The sequence below is a fragment of the Spirochaetota bacterium genome, assembly GCA_034190085.1.
In the GTDB taxonomy this organism is placed as follows: Bacteria; Spirochaetota; UBA4802; order UBA4802; family JAFGDQ01; genus JAXHTS01.
Genome location: JAXHTS010000048.1, coordinates 1 through 18,460 on the forward strand (window position 1 = coordinate 1; position 18,460 = coordinate 18,460).

General features: G+C 35.0%; 15 protein-coding genes. 7 read left to right on the forward strand and 8 right to left on the reverse strand.

Annotated features, from left to right (window positions below; all coding sequences use genetic code 11):
• Positions 1–114, forward strand: a 114-nt coding sequence (locus SVZ03_08115) for an IS5/IS1182 family transposase (GenBank protein ID MDY6934173.1), incomplete at its 5' end; no start/stop codon positions are given.
• Positions 115–248: 134 nt separating this feature from the next.
• On the opposite strand, the gene SVZ03_08120 is transcribed toward SVZ03_08115, so the two are convergent.
• Positions 249–1,931 carry a DUF2079 domain-containing protein gene (locus SVZ03_08120; GenBank protein ID MDY6934174.1) on the reverse strand — a complete coding sequence of 561 codons (1,683 nt, stop codon included), beginning with the start codon at positions 1,929–1,931 and terminating at the stop codon, positions 249–251.
• A 158-nt stretch (positions 1,932–2,089) separates the two neighbouring features.
• Entirely contained in the window at positions 2,090–2,620 is a 531-nt protein-coding gene (locus tag SVZ03_08125; GenBank protein ID MDY6934175.1) for a (Fe-S)-binding protein, read from the reverse strand.
• Between the two features lie 405 nt (positions 2,621–3,025).
• On the opposite strand from SVZ03_08125, the gene SVZ03_08130 reads away from it, so the two are divergent.
• Positions 3,026–5,395 (forward strand): sulfatase, encoded by a 2,370-nt coding sequence (locus tag SVZ03_08130; GenBank protein MDY6934176.1) that lies wholly within the window; start codon positions 3,026–3,028, stop codon positions 5,393–5,395.
• 77 nt (positions 5,396–5,472) lie between these two features.
• On the opposite strand, the gene SVZ03_08135 is transcribed toward SVZ03_08130, so the two are convergent.
• The 4 genes from SVZ03_08135 to SVZ03_08150 all read right to left on the reverse strand — a co-directional run bounded on the left by SVZ03_08135 (position 5,473) and on the right by SVZ03_08150 (position 7,193).
• Positions 5,473–5,937 (reverse strand): amidohydrolase family protein, encoded by a 465-nt coding sequence (locus SVZ03_08135; GenBank protein MDY6934177.1) that lies wholly within the window; start codon positions 5,935–5,937, stop codon positions 5,473–5,475.
• A 94-nt stretch (positions 5,938–6,031) separates the two neighbouring features.
• The gene (locus tag SVZ03_08140) at positions 6,032–6,253 is read right to left on the reverse strand and encodes a hypothetical protein (protein ID MDY6934178.1); all 222 of its coding nucleotides are present in this window, start codon (positions 6,251–6,253) and stop codon (positions 6,032–6,034) included.
• Positions 6,254–6,391: 138 nt separating this feature from the next.
• Positions 6,392–6,568, reverse strand: coding sequence for a hypothetical protein (locus SVZ03_08145; GenBank protein MDY6934179.1), 177 nt, complete (start codon positions 6,566–6,568; stop codon positions 6,392–6,394).
• A 76-nt stretch (positions 6,569–6,644) separates the two neighbouring features.
• Entirely contained in the window at positions 6,645–7,193 is a 549-nt protein-coding gene (locus SVZ03_08150; GenBank protein ID MDY6934180.1) for a hypothetical protein, read from the reverse strand.
• Positions 7,194–7,488: 295 nt separating this feature from the next.
• Here SVZ03_08150 and SVZ03_08155 point away from each other — a divergent pair, with 295 nt between their 5' ends.
• Complete coding sequence (locus SVZ03_08155) at positions 7,489–8,196, forward strand: metallophosphoesterase (GenBank protein MDY6934181.1); 708 nt, start codon at positions 7,489–7,491, stop codon at positions 8,194–8,196.
• A 94-nt stretch (positions 8,197–8,290) separates the two neighbouring features.
• Here SVZ03_08155 and SVZ03_08160 read toward each other — a convergent pair whose 3' ends face one another.
• Positions 8,291–9,499, reverse strand: coding sequence for a glycosyltransferase (locus tag SVZ03_08160; protein MDY6934182.1), 1,209 nt, complete (start codon positions 9,497–9,499; stop codon positions 8,291–8,293).
• A 328-nt stretch (positions 9,500–9,827) separates the two neighbouring features.
• Between SVZ03_08160 and SVZ03_08165 the strand changes: the two genes are divergently transcribed.
• Together SVZ03_08165 and thpR are read left to right on the forward strand one after the other, a co-directional pair.
• Positions 9,828–10,553 carry a hypothetical protein gene (locus SVZ03_08165; GenBank protein MDY6934183.1) on the forward strand — a complete coding sequence of 242 codons (726 nt, stop codon included), beginning with the start codon at positions 9,828–9,830 and terminating at the stop codon, positions 10,551–10,553.
• A 25-nt stretch (positions 10,554–10,578) separates the two neighbouring features.
• Positions 10,579–11,145 (forward strand): RNA 2',3'-cyclic phosphodiesterase, encoded by a 567-nt coding sequence (thpR, locus tag SVZ03_08170; GenBank protein MDY6934184.1) that lies wholly within the window; start codon positions 10,579–10,581, stop codon positions 11,143–11,145.
• Positions 11,146–11,186: 41 nt separating this feature from the next.
• Here thpR and SVZ03_08175 read toward each other — a convergent pair whose 3' ends face one another.
• Complete coding sequence (locus SVZ03_08175; protein ID MDY6934185.1) at positions 11,187–11,963, reverse strand: dihydroorotate dehydrogenase electron transfer subunit; 777 nt, start codon at positions 11,961–11,963, stop codon at positions 11,187–11,189.
• Positions 11,964–12,270: 307 nt separating this feature from the next.
• Between SVZ03_08175 and SVZ03_08180 the strand changes: the two genes are divergently transcribed.
• Positions 12,271–13,857 carry an FGGY-family carbohydrate kinase gene (locus SVZ03_08180; protein ID MDY6934186.1) on the forward strand — a complete coding sequence of 529 codons (1,587 nt, stop codon included), beginning with the start codon at positions 12,271–12,273 and terminating at the stop codon, positions 13,855–13,857.
• A 261-nt stretch (positions 13,858–14,118) separates the two neighbouring features.
• Complete coding sequence (locus tag SVZ03_08185) at positions 14,119–18,393, forward strand: 3'-5' exonuclease (protein MDY6934187.1); 4,275 nt, start codon at positions 14,119–14,121, stop codon at positions 18,391–18,393.
• The last annotated feature ends 67 nt before the right edge of the window (positions 18,394–18,460 follow it).

Sequence of the window (18,460 nt, forward strand, 5' to 3'; positions counted from 1 at the left end):
AATCGATTCCGGAGGATTCTTGTTCGATGGGAAAAAAGAGCTGATACTTTTCTTGCAATGTTGCACATCGCATGCGGAATCATTACATGGAGAGCAACTGGCCTACTGGAATAGGCTCTTATTGTTATAGAAGTTGACACTGAGATAACTGCTATGCATTTCAACTAGTTTCGGAACAGGCTCACCCTTCATCTCAACTATTTACTGGTCATCCTAAATAAGATTTCAGCAGATATCACTAAGCTCCATTAATGTTTATGCTTAATTTCTGAAATTAATTTAACAAGATTCAATCTTACTTTCAATTCCTTTTCATTACCTTCAGATCTATCATCGTCTCTATTTAATATGACAAAAGGGAAAAAATATTCTCCCACAGTAAAACCTTCATTATCAATTAAATGCAAAATTTCCTTGTAGTATTCTATCCTTGATTTGTTCACCCCATTAAAGCCTGTTAGTTTCAGCATTATATAAATTGTATTACCATCTCTTTCAGGATAAACCTTCATATTTTTATACCTGGGTAGATGTGGAACAATATTTGACTGAGCTGAAATACCATCTTTTGTATGAAAATTTGCAAATAAAAAATGAGCTTTAAAATCATTATAATCTGGAATCATGCATCCTGTTGTTCGAAAACAGACAATACCTATAATGAAAATTAACAGGAGTAATCTTTTCCTCCATTTTTGATGAAACCTTTCCATTGATATTGCTATTGCAATGAAGTAAAATGGTATGGCTGACATTGCATAGTATAAACCAAGGTTGGATTGAGACTCTGCTCTTGATAAAAGATTGATGAAAATTGAAGGGAGAGCAAATATTGATAGTTTCATATATAACACTGGCAAAAATGCAAATGAGAGGAGAAATCCTCCAAAAGCCTTATTGAACATCAGCTTAAACATATCAATTGGATGAGTCAAAATATAACTAATGATCTCTACAAAATTACTTCCCATATGTCCATATCTTTCTGCTACTAGATTCCTCATGTTTCCATCAATATAAAAACTGGGCATTATCACTTTTAATGTCATTATACCCCATATTAAAGATAAAGCTATATTTAATATAGCGATCCTTCTATTGTCTGTAAAAATTAGAAAAAATAATTCCAGCATTATACAATAGATAAAAGCATCTTCTTTAATTAACAATATGATCACTATGAAAATAGAATGCAGGATATATCTCTTTTTTATAACAGTATAATAAGCTGAAAAAAATAATAATGGATATAATACTTCAATGTGAAAATTATAAATAAATCCTTCCCAAGTATAAGGATTAAAAATAAATGCTAATCCAATAAGTAACTTCTCTTCTTTTGTGAATTTGCTTTCTTCAGAGATTTTAAACAATGGTATTAGAGCAAGGGATATAAACAATCCCTGTAAGATTAACAGTATTACAGGAGAATCAAATATCACATATAGTGGGACAATTGCTAAAAGAATTGGCGAGAAGTGAATACCCAGGTAGTTTGTAATGGAATCCCACCATGGATAATACATAAATTTTCCATTAAGGGTATAATGAATGGGATAATCGAATACTGATAAATCATGGGAATAAGTATCATATCCAATATGCTGCAATATTTTAAAATATATCAGATAAATTGAAAGCAAGATCAGAAATTTCCCGGGATTATTATTAATACTTTTTACAATTTTTAACAATATCTTGATAGGTAATGAGGATTCAATTTTTTCTCCCAGGAAAAAAATTCTAAAAATATAAATACATATTAAAAATAAAACAGGATTCAATAATGCCCTTATGCTGATAAATATCCCGAATATAGCACCTCTATAACCACCTGTTATAAAAATTAATATTATAATGAGAAAAGCTACTATTGACAAAAAATCCAGCACCAGTGCAATTTTTTCTCTGGTATTTCTTAGATCTGTCATAAACTTTTTTCTATAGTAGTATAGTGTCAGCGTAGCTATTAAATGTGAATGCTTAACTTAATCAACTTAGTAATACTATATCTATCACTTTGTCTTTAATCTGGGTAAACAACAATATCAACACAATTCTCAGGGAATTATCATCATATGATAGGTGTTCAGCTATTATCTGCAGAGAGTAAGTTCAGCAGTCTATCAACATTTTCATCACTTTTATTGTTCAATTCTATGCATCTATCTATGAGTGTCTCCCCCTTGCTGATTGCACTCGCGAATGCCATGCAAGAGAGATACCCACACTTTTTGCAATTGGTCTGTGGTAATAATTTGAAAATTTCAAGAACAGGGATGTGCCTATATTTTTTATAATTTGGTTTTAGGAAATCCATCCTCATGTAAATATCATTAAGAAAATCAATAAGTCTTCCAATAAATCCTATTGCTTGGTTGCGATCCTCAAAGGGTGCCACAGCAACATTGTCAGGATATAAGGCGCATCGAAATCCATCTAATGTAAATTGAATATAATGAGGTTTTTCATAATATATTGAATCTTCTATCATCTCATTGATGTATGGAAACAATTGAGTTACATCATTATCCAGCTTGAAATGAGCAACCCAAACTGGAGCTCCGACTATACAATCAGGAGTTTTTATTTTCAGGTCTGAGTATTCCTTTATCAGCATTTTATTACCTCCATAATTATTAATTATCCATTTCAGTATTATTCTTCAATAAAATTTAGTCCATCCAATTTTTATTAAGCCTATCCAAATCCTTTGAAAAATTATGGAATCATTTATTTCAGTATTATATATAGATGAATTTCTAATAGTGAACGCTTATGGTATTGCAAATGGCATTGAATGGTAAAGTTTGCTTGACAGAAGTTCAATTCTCAGCACTATGTGATTCTAGTCTGTAATATGTAAAACTATATGTTGAGGAATATATTTACAACTCTTATCAGGTAACAAGTAAATCCTTCTTTTTCTTCAATAAGAACATAGGAATATCACTATCTAATACACATAAATATCAACAATATCAATAAAAAATATAGCGAAATGACATCTATCCTTAGGAGAAAATTGAATATTTTTTTAATAATAATTATCTGCCTTCCCTTTCTATCATGTTCCAGGGGTGAGTCCAGCGGCTTGCTATATGAGGAACTTACAACTGATCTTATATCTCAATTTGATAGCGCAGTAGTTCAAGATTTAGATTTTGAAAGCAAGTATAAGGATCTAAAAAAGTATTCAAAAATATACAAAGATCCATGGAGTCCTGATTCACCAAGGCTAGTGAAAGTGGGTTTTGAGATTGATAAAGAAAGGATGTTTCAAAATATGAGACGTTCAATCTACCTTGGTGCTTATAAAGGCTCTCCATGCAAAATTTCATTACCCCTGAATATAAAAAGTAGCAGTAATTTATTTCTATCCTTTTCTATAGCAGGATATCAACTTAATAAAATAAAATCTGATAGAAAACTTGTAGTCACTTTGAGGGATATCGATAAAAAGAAAATTCTTTTTAATAATAAAAATTCAAACATATCCATTCCAGAAAAACATTGGATTGATTACTCTATCGATCTTCCTCGAGAAAATCTTGAAACATCTTCAATAGATATTGAATTCGAAACACCATCCGAGCAGTATGAACATATTTTTATTTCAAATCCAGAAATATTTAAAAGAATCAGCAACAAAAATAGACCTCCTAACGTTGTTTTCATCTCTATTGATGCCCTCAGGGCTGATTGTGTTGATTCGATAAATAACAAGTATCATCTTACTCCGAACATTGATTCATTGGCAGAGGATGGATTTGTATTTAGCAACCACTTTGTTGTTTCCAATTGGACGAGACCTTCCACAATTGCAATGCTATCTTCCCGTTATGCATCAAGTACTGGTGTGAATCAATATTATCCACCGGTAAGCGATGAGGAGAAGGAGTTCTTCTATCATAAGAGTGGCATAAAACCAGTAAACTCGATACTGAAGAAACACGGGTATATTACTAGATCAATTGGTAACAATTCTTTTATTATGGACTACACTGGCATTGGTGTAGATCTTGATTTTGATGAACTCTCAGAATATGAAACGCAATGGGAGGATACAATTGACATTACTGATGAGGCTATCAGTTTTATAAAAAATCATAGTCGAAGAAAATTTTTTCTATTCATAAACTACAATGCTCCTCACAGTGCATATATCCCCCCAAAGAAATATCTTGATCCACTTAGGAAGAGACTCAAAAACCTTCATCCATGGTTTAGGGCATATCTAGGTGAGGTAGCCTATACGGATGATTATTTTGGAAGAATTGTAAATGAACTTAAAAAACTAAAGCTATATGATAATACTATTATCGTTATAACCTCTGATCATGGTGAAATATTCAGCAATAAATTTGAGAGAAGCCCGTTTACGGACGCAAAACCTATCTACTCCCATGGTCAGACTCAGTTTGACGAAGAATTGAGAGTGCCTTTAATTATAAAGCCTACAGCAGATTTTTCCCCTTCAAGCATCAAGAGCAATTCCCTGGTAAGAAGCATAGATATTGCTCCAACAATATTAGAGATTATGAATATCACTGTACCGGATGATTATCAGGGCAAATCCCTTCTGCCTGTTATTCTTGGGAAGGAGCATGAAAATAGATATTTATATTCTGAGGGAAGGATGATGTACTCAGTAAGGACAGAAGACTATAAATATGCAGAACGATTCTATGGTTTTGGCATTCGCCCTCATCACTGGGGAGGTGAAATTGTTGAAGAGTATAAGGAACTATATGACCTTAAAAATGATCCCAATGAGCAAAATAATATTGTTGATGAAAAGCCACATATTGCAAAAAAAATGAAAACTCTACTTCACAAAGAGAGGTTTAAGCAACCCGAAAACACCCTACTAGCTAAGGGACTAGATATTAGTGGAAGAGTAAAATTATTACATGGCTTATTTTATGATATAAAGGTAACCGGAAAAAATTCTACTTATACTAAAATCAGCAGACAGGAATATCTCTTTAAGCTTTCTGCCGGTGAATATCTTATATATCAGACTATTCCAAAAAACTTAAAAGTAATGCTTCATATTAACAATATGGAAAAGCTTCTTGCAGGCAGATATCTCCTTCCGATAATGCACCGAACCAATAATAGAAATTATATCCTAGATCCAACTATGGATGTTATTAAGGGAAGGCCGGAAGATGATATCATTTCTCTAATTGATAGGGGGATATTATATTGGGGTATGCCACTAATCAATGGAATAGCGGAGATAAAAAAGGAGAAACTTCTTTCACGGGATATTAATAAATTATTGCAAAAGTGGGGATATATACAGGGAAAAGAAAAGAAAGAAGACAGGGGCAGGGCTGGAAAAGATCTGTTAACAGGATGCTCCCCAACCTCTGCTCTTGATAACTAACGAATATTAATATAAAAATAACCACTTAAGTGAGCATATCCTTTCACTATCATCAAGTTTAATAACTGTACATTATTTTAAGCTTCCCATACAACCTTCCCATCTATAATTGTCAAAAGGTTTTTAATGTTCTTTATCTCCTCTGGTTCCACTTGAGTTGGGTCATCGCTCAATAGCGCCATGTCAGCTAATTTCCCTGATGTGATAGAACCTTTTCGATTCTCCTCAAATGATGCAAATGCAGGAAACAGACTATACATGCGAAGTGCATCAATAGTTGAAACAGATTCTTCTGGTGAAAAAGTAAGTGCAAATTGATCTTTTCTGGTAACAACGGTATAGATCCCAGTAAATGGATCGCTAGGAACCATAGGTGAATCTGAGCTGAGAACAGTCATCACACCATGATTGCCAAAGGATTGTAAGGGATAAATCCATTTTAAATGCTCGGGGGGCATCCCCTTTCGATATCGATCTCCCATATGATAGAAGAAAGATGGTTGAGTCACTATAATTGTATTTAACAAACTCATCTTATGCATTAGATCTGGTGGACATATTGCTCAATGCTCGAATCGAGGTCGGCAGAATGGCTTGGGATCCCTCTTCGAGATATATTCCAATGATGCTATCGCCTTATCCAGGTTGTAGAGGTCGCTGACATGGAATGCAAGTTGGAAACCTGCCCTGTGTGCTCGGATTGCATGAGCTAGTATTTCCTTCCCCCTTGGGTTGAGGATTCCCAGTGCTTTCATCAAGTGCAATTTTAGCAGGACCTATGCGTAGCTGATTATTCCCAACACCGCTATGCAGATCCATTGCATTAAATTCCTCTACAGCATTGCTGTTAACCATCATTGTGATACTGCGGAGTAATATCCTTGATTCCTTAAGTTTTTGATAGAATCCCCAATTACCTAAGCCATTTGACCAGCTATCATCCTGCAGGGATGTAATGCCATGGGAGATGTAATACTGATTAGCTAGATTGATACCCTACTGAAGTTCTTCCTGATATATAGGTGGCCCCCTATACCTATCGAGTTCATCCCTGCTGCCAATAGCCAATAACCTGCTACCCTTGATAGCTACAATCTCAAGATTAGCCTGATCCTGATCAAGGGTTAGCAGCCTTACATTATGCAGAATTAAATTTGCATGGTTTTCTGACATACATCACAGATCATAATATATCTACTTACATAGGTTACTATGCAAAATAAAATATGGTATCTATATACATTTATCATCATTCATCATTTGGAGATTGTAATTTTTCTATGTAATGATTTATCTCATTTATCACCTCATCCTCCACATTATAAGGATCATCATTTTGGTCAAATCTACTCTGATGTCTGAATGCCATGTCCTCAAGGAAGGATCCCCTGTAACCCTTTTCTAATAGACCCATTGCATAATATGTTAGATTCTTTTCTACTCCCAGTATGTCCCACTGTAAAACATGAATGAGTTCATGGAAATGAAGTGATTCATCCGATGAAAAATCCGTCCTTATAAAATATGTATCTTTATAGGTGATGCCAGCGATGTATCCAGTAAAGAATTCGGCAAAACCACTCAATTCATGCAATAAAGGCGGAAGAGGTAAATCCTCATTTAGTATAATAACATTTGTGGATTTCAGTAATTGTTTGCTATAAAATAAAGGCAATCTTGGAAAATTAAAATCTAACACTGATATTTTTTGATTGTGATATTTCTTCAGAATTTCACCTATCCATATGTCTATTTGCGGAATATAAACATTCATCATTTTGATCAAACTATTATCCATATGATTTTCTCTCATTAATATATCTTCTGTAAATTAACCTTTGCAAAACATTAAGCCATTGTGTAGATTTATAATTTGTTTATATTATCTTAATGTCCACCTGCTAAGGGTAAATCAGGTTTATCCATTCATATCGGTCTACCGAAAGGATGCCATATACCTAACCATTAATTAAAGCAATTATTGAATTCTTTCATTAAAACCCCGTTTCTAAAAAATAATCCTTGATTTTGATATTCGCAACTATATTTTGTTGCAAAATCATATAATTTCACTTTCTTCGAGTGTTTGGTATATGAATATTATTAAAAAACCTTTTACAGTATTAGAGGGCATAAAGACAATAGCCATTCTTGGAGATCCGGGATGCAGCAAGAGTTGGGAGAAAAACTTTCCACGACTGCTAAGGAAGGTATGGGAAGATCATTCTCCACAGTTATTTATTGTTGCCGGTGATCTATCCTATCGCGCTCGCATCCGTGAATATAAACGGATACTATACTATATGAATAGCGTGCCAGCAACATGGGTTGCTGTACCGGGAGATCATGATCGCCCTTTTATCAACTTCTATAGGTATTTTGGGGCTCTACGTAAGGTAATAGATGTATCTCAATGGAGATTTATCGGCATCAATACTGGCAATAGAAATTTTAAAAAGAAGGATGCTCATTGGATACAAAAGAACATTCGTGAGAATTCAATCATCTTCTCACACATCCCTCCAGAAATAGATGATTGGTCTTTTCATTCTCTGAAAACTAAACCCTCCAATTACTTTTTAGAGGTTATCAAAAAAAATCGAAATGAGTTAAAAAAAATGTTCTTTGGGCACATACACGGTTATTCAGAACAGACATTTTTAGATATACCCATGATAGTGACAGGAGGGGTTGCACAATCAAAGGTTATTAGGGATAATCAATATAATGATCAGGATTATTATGCCATGACGATCTTTGATGTGAAAACAGGACACACAAGTTTTTGCACAATCGAGTGATAAGCTTTTAGTTCTACAGGTGTTGTACTTACGAAATATCAATTTTTAAGAGTATAATACATTTTCCAATGATGTTTTGAATACTGTAGCTAAATTATACTTTACAAAACTTTTCATAGTCCTCTTTCCTATATAGACCGATTAGATAAGGCTTTTGCGAAGAAAATGCCCTGGCCTGTTCCTTTATTGTGCTTTCTGCATAATTGATATTGTACCTCCAGGCCTGGTAGTCAAAAGCGATTGAACGCACAAAGTATAGGGGTTTAAGGGCTTCGACAACCTCCTCTTTGATCTTTTTGCCGCCCATATCAAATGTGAAAAGCAATTGATATACAATCTGTGTCCACATAAGTATACCCATGTTATAGAAATCCTGCTCAAACATATTCTCTACACGACTCATACTGTATTCATTTAAATATTTCCTAAGAAGAGGTTCCTTTTCATAATATTCCTGACGAAGCTTTTCCTTCAACTCACGTATATCAATTTTAAGTTCTTGAGGAGGATCGATCTTTTTCAACCCAAAACGGGGTTGGGTTTTTGGCTTAAAACCAGCACTATTTAACCACTCTGATCTATATGAGAGAATTTTATTAAAGAAGGTCGTAACCACTTGAGTAAACATTGGTCCGATTTTCGGAGAACTGGCTTTATGGACCTTTGTCCCTAATCCAACCTCACATATTTTATATTTCCCAAGAATAGCCTCTAGCGACATAAAGATATCAATTCCATATTGCTTTGTGCTGGGAAGCCATCTCTGCTCAAGCCAGTGATTTATGAGCCTGGAGGAGAATCCGAACTCGCCTCCAATTGGTTGCCGGATATCTTCACCTAGAAGTCCATAAATTAAGGGATAGCATATATGATTAGTAATGGTGCCATCAAATTGATGTCGTGAATAAAAGGGAAAGGCATAATCAAAGCCTTTGAGTACTGGTTCTCCTAAATATTTAATCCATTCAGGAGTAATCGATTTCAAATCCGCATCTATCACCAATACCGCTTTCAGTGTAGAAAAGTGACCTTGAGCAAATTTAAATAGGTTGTAAAAATTATTGCCCTTTCCCAAGATACCCTTTCTAGTCGATATATATTTTTTAGGAGTCTTTGTTTTAATTGTCTTAAAAATATCTCCTGTACCATCTTCGCTATGATTATCAACATTTACAATAATTGAATTCAGATCGCCAAAATATTTGTTTATTCCCTCATCAATTGTCTTTACAACATTAGCGATATTATCAGCCTCCATGTAGGATGGTATGCCTACAATAAATTCAAGGTTATTATTATCCATATAAAAATTAATCCTCCTGATCCTATATAAATCGACTAATTAAGAAAAACTCCTAAAGATAGATTATACACAATCTTAATAATTCAGCGCATACTCAATAATGTCTTAAAGGTATGGATATGAGAACAAGGGATGGATAAATTATCAAGGGAAAAATAATTTATCAGAAAACATTCATGATTTTTTATATTTTAATTAGACATCTATATCAATGGTATAATGGAATATTAATAAAGAATATACACGATAATAATATGTTAAAAAAAACTTGTATTGTAATTATTAGTAATGCTATTTTTCATCATTGAACAAATCTGGAGAAAATATCATGTCTTGGGAAAGACTAATTATTATTTTTATTACGATATTCTTACCAACCCTTGCGTGTAAAACTAAACCTGGCATTTTAAGGGAGATAAGGCCAGTCGATAGACTGGATACACAAATAGAGGAGGAGAAGTGTGTGGTTGTCATGGGAGAGTTTTATAAGATTGCGGTTGAGTATATAGATATGAGTTATTGGACAAATCTTATGAAAAATGATATTTTTTCAAGTAAGGGTGAAGGGATATCAAATATGAGAAAGCCAAAACTTATGTTTTTTCATATTGTCTTTTCAAATACTGGTATTGGAATATTAGAGGTTGAGGGCATTAAATTGAGATATGGCGAGATAGAGATGAAAGATCTATCGATCGAGGATGTTCAAAAAAGATGTAAATCGCCTGTATTTAAGGTTCTGGACTTGGATAAATTGTTTTCAAATAGACGATATCTGAATCAGAGCAATTCTCTTAAGGAGATTGATTATATAAAAGACGTTATTGATTATAAATTCGAGTTTATTTTGCCACAGGATAGGATATTAAAAGTTGTAGCCTTTGATTGGATTCCAGTTGAATATAGGCAATTCAAACTAATCATCAGATTAAAGTCCTTCAATATAGAAAAAGAGATTGATTTCGATTTCAAGAGGCATGAATATAGAAGAAAGGGAAATCACTTTAGAGAACCCTTAAAGGATGAGGAGGAGGAATCTATCTATGAAGATTGAAGAGATAATGATTTAGGGATAAGGAATGGCTAGGCTTTTTATTGCACTTCCCCTTGAGGGTGAAGGAGTGACTTCTCCATTAAAACCTATAGTAGAATATCTTAATCAGCATAATCAATTATTGAAGGTTGTGTCTACTAATAATTATCACATAACCATTAAGTTTCTTGGGGAATGTGATGAGAATAAGGCAAATAAAATTATTGAGTCCTTCCCTAATATCGAGCTTTCTAAGGGTGATATACCCTTCAGGATTTCAGGTATAGGCGCATTCCCTGAGGCTAAAAGAGCCAGTGTAATCTGGTGCGGCATAAAAACAGATGCAAGGATCATTGATAATATATTCAAGGATATTGAGAACTTCTCATCTCACTTTGGATTTCAAAAGGAGAAAAGAAGATTTATACCTCATCTAACCCTTGCAAGGGTTAGGAAAGGCAAAAGGATGACAGAGGATATTGTAAAATTTATTGAGAAAAATAGTGATAGATACTTTGGAGAATCATCATTTAAGAAGCTTGTCCTCTATTCCTCCAATCTGACACCAAAGGGACCTCAATATACTGAATTGAAATACATTAACCTAAGGTAGTGAATAGCAAAATGCTCCCCTAAAATACGAATGATCTCATGCTATTGAGATTGTTGAAAAGCATCCCACCTAATAATTCGTCCGTCAAATACAGGACCATCCACACATGCCCTCTTTTGTCCAACAAGGGTGTCTATGGTGCATCCATAACATATCCCGATCCCGCAACCGAAGTAGGTCTCAACCGAAATTTCTATAGGTGTGGGAATTGATAATTTATTCAGTAGATCGATCACGCTCCCTATCATTGCATTTGGTCCGCAGACATAGATTATATCAAAATCTTCCTTTTGAAATAATTCTTCAGCCACATCTGATACAATACCCTTTCTGCCATCCGTGCCGTCATCAGTTGTGAGAACAAATCTGCTTGCCACAGATTCATATTTATTCTGTAGATACACATATTCCTTTGACCTTGCGCCATAGAGAAAAGTCACATGAATATCTCGTCGCTTTAGGAGCTCTGCCAGATAATATAGTGGTGCATTGCCAACACCACCCCCGATTATCAGAGCCCTTCCCCCCTCTATTAGAGTAAAACCATTACCCAGAGGAGCAATTATATCAACCTTTCCGAGATTTTCATAATTGCTTAGTAGCCTTGTTCCCTTGCCAACAACCCTGAATACTATTTCGATTATATTATCTTTATGATTGTGAATCGAGAAAGGACGTCTTAGTAAGGGGTCTGTTTGATCACCTATTCTGATGTTTACAAATTGACCGGGAGAGGATAGTACATTAGGGACATCAATTCTTAAGAGGAAGTGATCTGAGCAAATTTTTTCAGGTTTATCGGTTGTAATTCCAATCATGAAATAGATAATTATTCAATATACATATTAATGTAGTTGCAATACCCGAAAAAATATTCATATAAACCAACAAGGGGAAGAGGCAACTACATATAAATTAAGACTATAATATCTTGATTGCATAATAATTATTGGTCAAGAATATTTATACCTGATCTAGGTATTAGATGATAAACTATCTTTTTATTTGAGATATAGAATCATTGATTTTTTTATAACAAGTATTCCCTGCAATTAAATGAAGAAGGGTGCGGACTGAGCTAATCACAAATCTGCTATTATAAAGATTTATCTATTGGAGAGTATTATGGGAAAGAAGGCAATAAGTAAAATTGAGGAATGTATATTATCAATTGATGTTGGAACACAGTCAATAAGGTCTGCAATAGTTGATTTAAAGGGTAGGATTATCTCAATTGTTAAAACGCCTATTGAACCATATTTCTCTACTCATCCAGGGTGGGCTGAACAGGACCCTGAATATTTCTGGAAGACCCTAGGCATTACTTGCAGGAAGCTCTTAAGGTCAATGGATGTTCCAAAGGAGGCAATCAAGGCCGTCACCCTTACAACTCAGCGAAATACAGTAATAAATCTGGATAAGAAGGGGAAACCTCTCCGTCCGGCAATTGTTTGGTTGGATCAGAGAAAAGCCAAAAGGGAGAAGTGGCCGCCCTTTCCGATTATGTTAATTCTCAAAATCATGAATCTTATGGATGCAGTTAATTATTCAATAACAGAGAGCGATGCTAACTGGATAAGACAAAATCAACCTGAAATATGGGATAAAACCTATAAATTTCTCTTTCTTTCAGGATTTTTGACTTATAGATTGACAGGTGAATACATAGATTCAACAGCCAATCAGGTTGGATTTATTCCATTTGATTATAAGCGACATAGGTGGCCAAAAAAATCTCATAATTATTGGAAGAGGATTCCTATGAATAAGGATATACTTCCATCATTGGTTAAGCCTACGGAGATACTAGGTTACATTACCCCACAGGCCTCAAAGGAGACCGGAATTCCTCAAGGATTGCAGGTAATAGCATCAGCTACAGATAAGGCCTGTGAAGCATTAGGAGCAGGTTGCCTTACTCCAGAGATAGCCTGTATCAGTTATGGCACTACTGCGATAATTGAGACTACAAGTGAGAAATATGTTGAGGTTATTCCATTTATTCCTCCCTTTCCAAGCGCAGTGCCCGGGGCCTATAATACAGAGATTATGATATACAGAGGATATTGGATGATAAGCTGGTTCAAAAAGGAATTTGGGTGGAAGGAGGAAGAGATAGCGAAAAAGAAGAATATTGCTTCTGAAAAGCTCTTTGATGAGATGGCAAGGGATATTACCCCTGGTTCTATGGGATTGATGTTACAGCCATATTGGTCGCCTGGCATCAGGATTCCCGGCCCTGAGGCAAAGGGCGCCATTATTGGATTTGGCGATGTACATACTCGCGCTCATATATATAGGGCAATTCTGGAAGGATTAGCCTTTGCCCTAAGGGAGGGAGCGATTCGAACTGAGTTAAAAAACAGGGTTAAGATTCAAAAGCTGAGAATATCAGGCGGCGGTTCACAAAGCGATGTGGCCATGCAGATAACATCCGATATCTTTGATCTCCCGGCAGAAAGACCTAATACCTATGAAACATCGACATTAGGCGCGGCTATTGATGCTGCGGTGGGATGCGAATTTTATTCTGATTTTCAGAGCGCTGTACAGGGGATGACAGGCATAGGCAAGGTCTTTGAGCCAATTCCATCCAATAGGGATATTTATAAGGAACTCTTTGAAAGGGTATATTTAAAAATGTATCATAGATTGAAAAATTTATATGATAGCATCAGGGATATTACTGGTTATCCTTCAAAAATTCATTGATCATATTTCGGGGAGCTGCTTAGTAGCACAAATCCAAATAATATAATCTTTAGCTCAGAAATATGTTAATAATCCCATTGTTGAGTGTGGTTTAATCCATAATACTTTGAAAATATACCCTGAGTTTCGAATCACACTATATAAATTCTACTTGATCAATGACAATTATTATACAATGATGACTCATCAATATGATTTTTCTCTACTCCTGCCAGAAAAAATAAATACCACCTGCATTTATAATAATACTATATGAATAGTATGGATAATAATAATAAATATATTGTCTTACTCAACAGCTCATTAAAACAGCATATCCTAACACTATCAGAGAAGGGTAAAAAAAGATTAAGAGATAAGTTTGAATTTCTTGGGAATGGCCTTTGGGATGGTGGTGTCAGAGTAAAAAAGCTTAAGGGTTTATCAAACAATGTCATCTTTGAAGCAAGACTCGATAGGGGCGACAGAATACTCTTTACAGTGGGGGAGCATGATAAAAAGACAGCCATATACGTATGGGGAATAACCAAGCATGATGATATAAATAAAAATGCAAATAGAATAATACCGAGTAATGCACCATTTCTGAATTTTGAGCCGGAAATAACAGAAGATTATAGCGATATAATAATTGATGACCTGTCACCTGAATATTTTACCCAGGAGAATGTAGAGGAAAAATATAACTATGAATGCGGACCACAGAAGTGGCTGCTTTTCAGGGAGGAGGAGTGGATTAGAATTCTTCAACATAATGGCAAGAGTGATTTTGAGATATACCTATTATTAACGGCTGATCAGGCGAATATACTTCAAGAAGAGCCACCTCTCCTCATATCAGGAACCGCAGGTAGCGGGAAAACGATTATCTCAATCTATTATCTCTTAAAAAACAATTTTTTTAATAAAAAGAGGGTGTATTTAACCTATAACGAACACCTGAAGAGATTCTCCCAGGGTCTTTATAAGGGACTAATAACTAAAACAGGGATAGAGGATCACGATAATCAACCAGAATTTTATACATTCAGAGAACTGCTTTTTGAGATATGCAACAGATACAACATTGTATATGATTCTCAAAAAGAGGTATCCCTCATAGAGTTTGAAAGAATATTCAAGAATCATCATCTTTATTCAAAATATGATAGTGAGCTTGTATGGGAGGAGATCAGGTCAATAATCAAGGGTGCCAAACCCCCCATAAGCCTTGGGGAGTACAAAAGACTCATGACGAGATATTCCAATAGCAAATTATCGCAAACTGATATCAATCGATTGAGGGATTATATAATTAACCTGCAGAGATTTGAGTTTTGCGATAAGATTGAGAGGATTATAAAAGGAAAAACAGATTATAACAGTCTGGATTCATTTACAATCAGCCTAATGGATAGGGCAATCCTCTACTCTGTTCCTGTCAGGCTTGTGTTATCCGAAATCCAAAGGATCATAAACAAGAAGGCGAATAGTTTTGCCAGCCCCTTGTTGACATTTAATGAGTACATATCACTTGGCAAGAAGAGAGCGCCCAACTTTATATATGACAGAGGCGACATCTACACCATTGCTAAGTATTATCAGGATAAGCTTTGTGATGAAGGATTATGGGATGAGATTGATCTCTGTAAAGATGTTATAGGACTGATTGATCGCTATCCGAATAGCTTCAATTATGATCTGGTCGTTTGTGATGAGGCGCAGGATTTTACGGATATTCAAACCTTCCTGATCTTCAGGCTTGCAAAGGACTGTAACAATATTGTCTTTGCCGGAGATCCAAAGCAGATAATAAATCCAAGCGGTTTCAGATGGGAAGAGGTGAAGTCCAGATTTTATGAAAGGGGCGTACATGCGCCAGATGTGGTTAATCTAAGACTCAACTTTCGAAGTGTGGGCAATATCATTAGACTCTCAAACTCTCTACTAGATCTTAAACAGAGGCTAATAGGCATCAGCAGTAATGAGTTAAAGGAAGATTGGAAATTTAACGGCATCCCTCCTCTTCTGATTTATAACATCAATGAAAATGAAATCATAGCGAAGATTAAAATCACAATTGCAGGTATGATTATACTAGTACGGGATGAAATGGAACAAAATAGATTAAAAGAGATTATAGGAACAGAGCTCATTTTTACTATCAATGAGGCAAAGGGACTCGAATTCGATTCTGTATTTATTTGGAAATTCATAAGTGACAAAAAATCCCTTGATATTTGGCGCAAGATCAAAAATGAACACCTTGTAGATAATATTCATTATCCTCACATTAGACATGAGATTAACATGTTCTATGTTGCCATTACCAGGGCACGAAATAACCTTATATTCTATGATGGGGAGCATCCCTCTGATATATGGGATATGGAGGATTTAAAAGATCATGTTTATTTTACTTCTGATAAGGATATATTGGAGGGACTATGGCAGAAGATATCAACACCTGAGGAATGGGATGAACAGGGAGATTATTTCTTTGATCGTAAGTATTATCCAGCGGCAATGGAATGCTATAGGAACTCGGGCAACACCAGTAAGGCGGAGGTTGCCGAGGCCTATAACTGGCAACAGAATAATCAACTTGAAAAGGCCGCAGTACTTTTTGAGAGGAATGGCTTAATAAAAAGGGCGGCGGAAAATTATGAAAATATACAGGATTATAAGAGGGCTCTTGATCTATGGGAGAGGTTAAATGACAGGAAGAGAGCTGAGGTTTGTGTTATTAGATTATTTGAGGCGAATGGCGAATTCGATATGGCTGCGGAGGGTTGGAAGAAGCTTAAAAATTATCCTTTAGCTATATCTAATTGGGAAAAGGCTAATAATTATCGGGCAATTGCAGGGTATTATCATTCCATTAAGAACTACAATGACGCCTCGCGCTATTATGAGTTGGATAGAGATTATGTTGAATCAGCGGAGTGTTTTAAAAAGCTTAAGAAATATGGCAAAGCGGCTGAACAATATTTCAAAGGAGAGAAGTATAACGATGCTCTAACTCTCTTTAAAAAGCTAAAGAATAAGGATGGAATGATCCAGTGCTACCTAAAACTGGAGGATTATTACAATATAGCATTGATCTATGAAAAAAATCAGGATTATGATAATGCCATAGGAGCGTTCGAGAAATTTATTAAACTTTCAACGGACAATATAGAACTGATAAAAGCCGAAGCTCAACTACACGAAACCGGAAGATCCATAATAAAGTCAGCCATTCGATACAGTGCCTTAAAGGACTATAAAAAATCAGCGCAAATTTTTTACGAAAAAGAAGGTTACATAAAGGCCCTCGAACAATTTGAAATAATAGATAACAAGGAAATGATAGCTGAGTGTTATTTCAAAATCAATGATTACTACAATTATGCCACGATTATTGAAGATACTGAAATTAAGAATCGATTTACTCTATCAGAGAAGGGATTCTATGATTATATTTATGAGGACAATAACTATAACAGAAAAAAGGCGGATATTCTCTTTAAAGAGGCAAGATTATTTCAAAGGAAGGGATTTTACAAAAAGGCCCTGTCAAGGTATAAGGCAATCAATTATCCTGAGATGATATATGAGTCTTATCTAAACATTGATGAAGATGATGATGCTATTAAATATTTCTTTGAGGAGAATCAATTAGAGTATCTGGAAAAATTTATTAAGGGAAAAGAGAAGCTTCGGATATCAGGGGAGTTGTTAAAATATATTTATAAAAAAATGAAAACACATCGAAGATGGTATCATGATATTGAAAAGCAAAGGATTGACCTTTCCGCACAAATCTTTTTAAAAGCCCTTGAACAGGAAAATGATGAAGAGGCCACTTCTATCGCTTATAAATATATAGATAAGTACTATGATGCATCAAGTATGCCGATTGAAGAGATGCCAAGCTCCATGATAAACCTTGTAATAGAACTCAAGCACTATAATATGGTCTTTGCCTTTGCTAGGGATGTCGCATATTATAAAACTGGAATCTCTAATGATATCCCTAAGGATATGGAGGCAATGCTCAATCTCATTAAACATAGAGGCGAGGAGGGTGATGATTATCTATTGGCTTGCTATTATTATGTTTATGATAAAGATAAATTTGATGAGCTTATAGTAGGATTTGACATAAATCAATACAATTCAGACCTATTTTCATTCAGCGGGCATTACCAGAGGGCTGTTGATTATTTTATAGGTTTAGGTGAGATTAACAAGGCTTTAAAGATATGCAAATCCAATCGTCAATACCAGCAGATGGCAGCAATCTACGAAAACACAGGAGATCTCCTACAGGCTGGGAAGTGCTATTTTGATGCAAATAATTTTAATGCTGCTATTAGATGTTATATGGATTCAGGGGCTTATGATAAAGCGGCTCGAGTTTGTGAGAAGATTATGGATTATCAAAAGGCTATGGAGTTTTGGGATAGATGTAACAGACCTAAGGAGATAGATAGGATAAAGAAGATGTTACATAGGAATGGCCTAAACGAAACCGCCAATGAAGATTTAAAAGCACAGCTGGAATTATTTTAATTGTTTATGCATATGATAGTGATTAGAATAGCATATTATGAGATATTTACCCAAGTCGTGGATTACG

Excerpts from the sequence above, each read along its gene's own strand:
- SVZ03_08120 (MDY6934174.1), bottom strand. The coding sequence starts at position 1,931 with ATGACAGATCTAAGAAATACCAGAGAAAAAATTGCACTGGTGCTGGAT.
- SVZ03_08125 (MDY6934175.1), bottom strand. The coding sequence starts at position 2,620 with ATGCTGATAAAGGAATACTCAGACCTGAAAATAAAAACTCCTGATTGT.
- SVZ03_08135 (MDY6934177.1), bottom strand. The coding sequence starts at position 5,937 with ATGCATAAGATGAGTTTGTTAAATACAATTATAGTGACTCAACCATCT.
- SVZ03_08140 (MDY6934178.1), bottom strand. The coding sequence starts at position 6,253 with ATGATGGTTAACAGCAATGCTGTAGAGGAATTTAATGCAATGGATCTG.
- SVZ03_08145 (MDY6934179.1), bottom strand. The coding sequence starts at position 6,568 with ATGTCAGAAAACCATGCAAATTTAATTCTGCATAATGTAAGGCTGCTA.
- SVZ03_08150 (MDY6934180.1), bottom strand. The coding sequence starts at position 7,193 with ATGGATAATAGTTTGATCAAAATGATGAATGTTTATATTCCGCAAATA.
- SVZ03_08155 (MDY6934181.1), top strand. The coding sequence starts at position 7,489 with ATGAATATTATTAAAAAACCTTTTACAGTATTAGAGGGCATAAAGACA.
- SVZ03_08160 (MDY6934182.1), bottom strand. The coding sequence starts at position 9,499 with ATGGATAATAATAACCTTGAATTTATTGTAGGCATACCATCCTACATG.
- SVZ03_08165 (MDY6934183.1), top strand. The coding sequence starts at position 9,828 with ATGTCTTGGGAAAGACTAATTATTATTTTTATTACGATATTCTTACCA.
- thpR (MDY6934184.1), top strand. The coding sequence starts at position 10,579 with ATGGCTAGGCTTTTTATTGCACTTCCCCTTGAGGGTGAAGGAGTGACT.
- SVZ03_08175 (MDY6934185.1), bottom strand. The coding sequence starts at position 11,963 with ATGATTGGAATTACAACCGATAAACCTGAAAAAATTTGCTCAGATCAC.
- SVZ03_08180 (MDY6934186.1), top strand. The coding sequence starts at position 12,271 with ATGGGAAAGAAGGCAATAAGTAAAATTGAGGAATGTATATTATCAATT.
- SVZ03_08185 (MDY6934187.1), top strand. The coding sequence starts at position 14,119 with ATGGATAATAATAATAAATATATTGTCTTACTCAACAGCTCATTAAAA.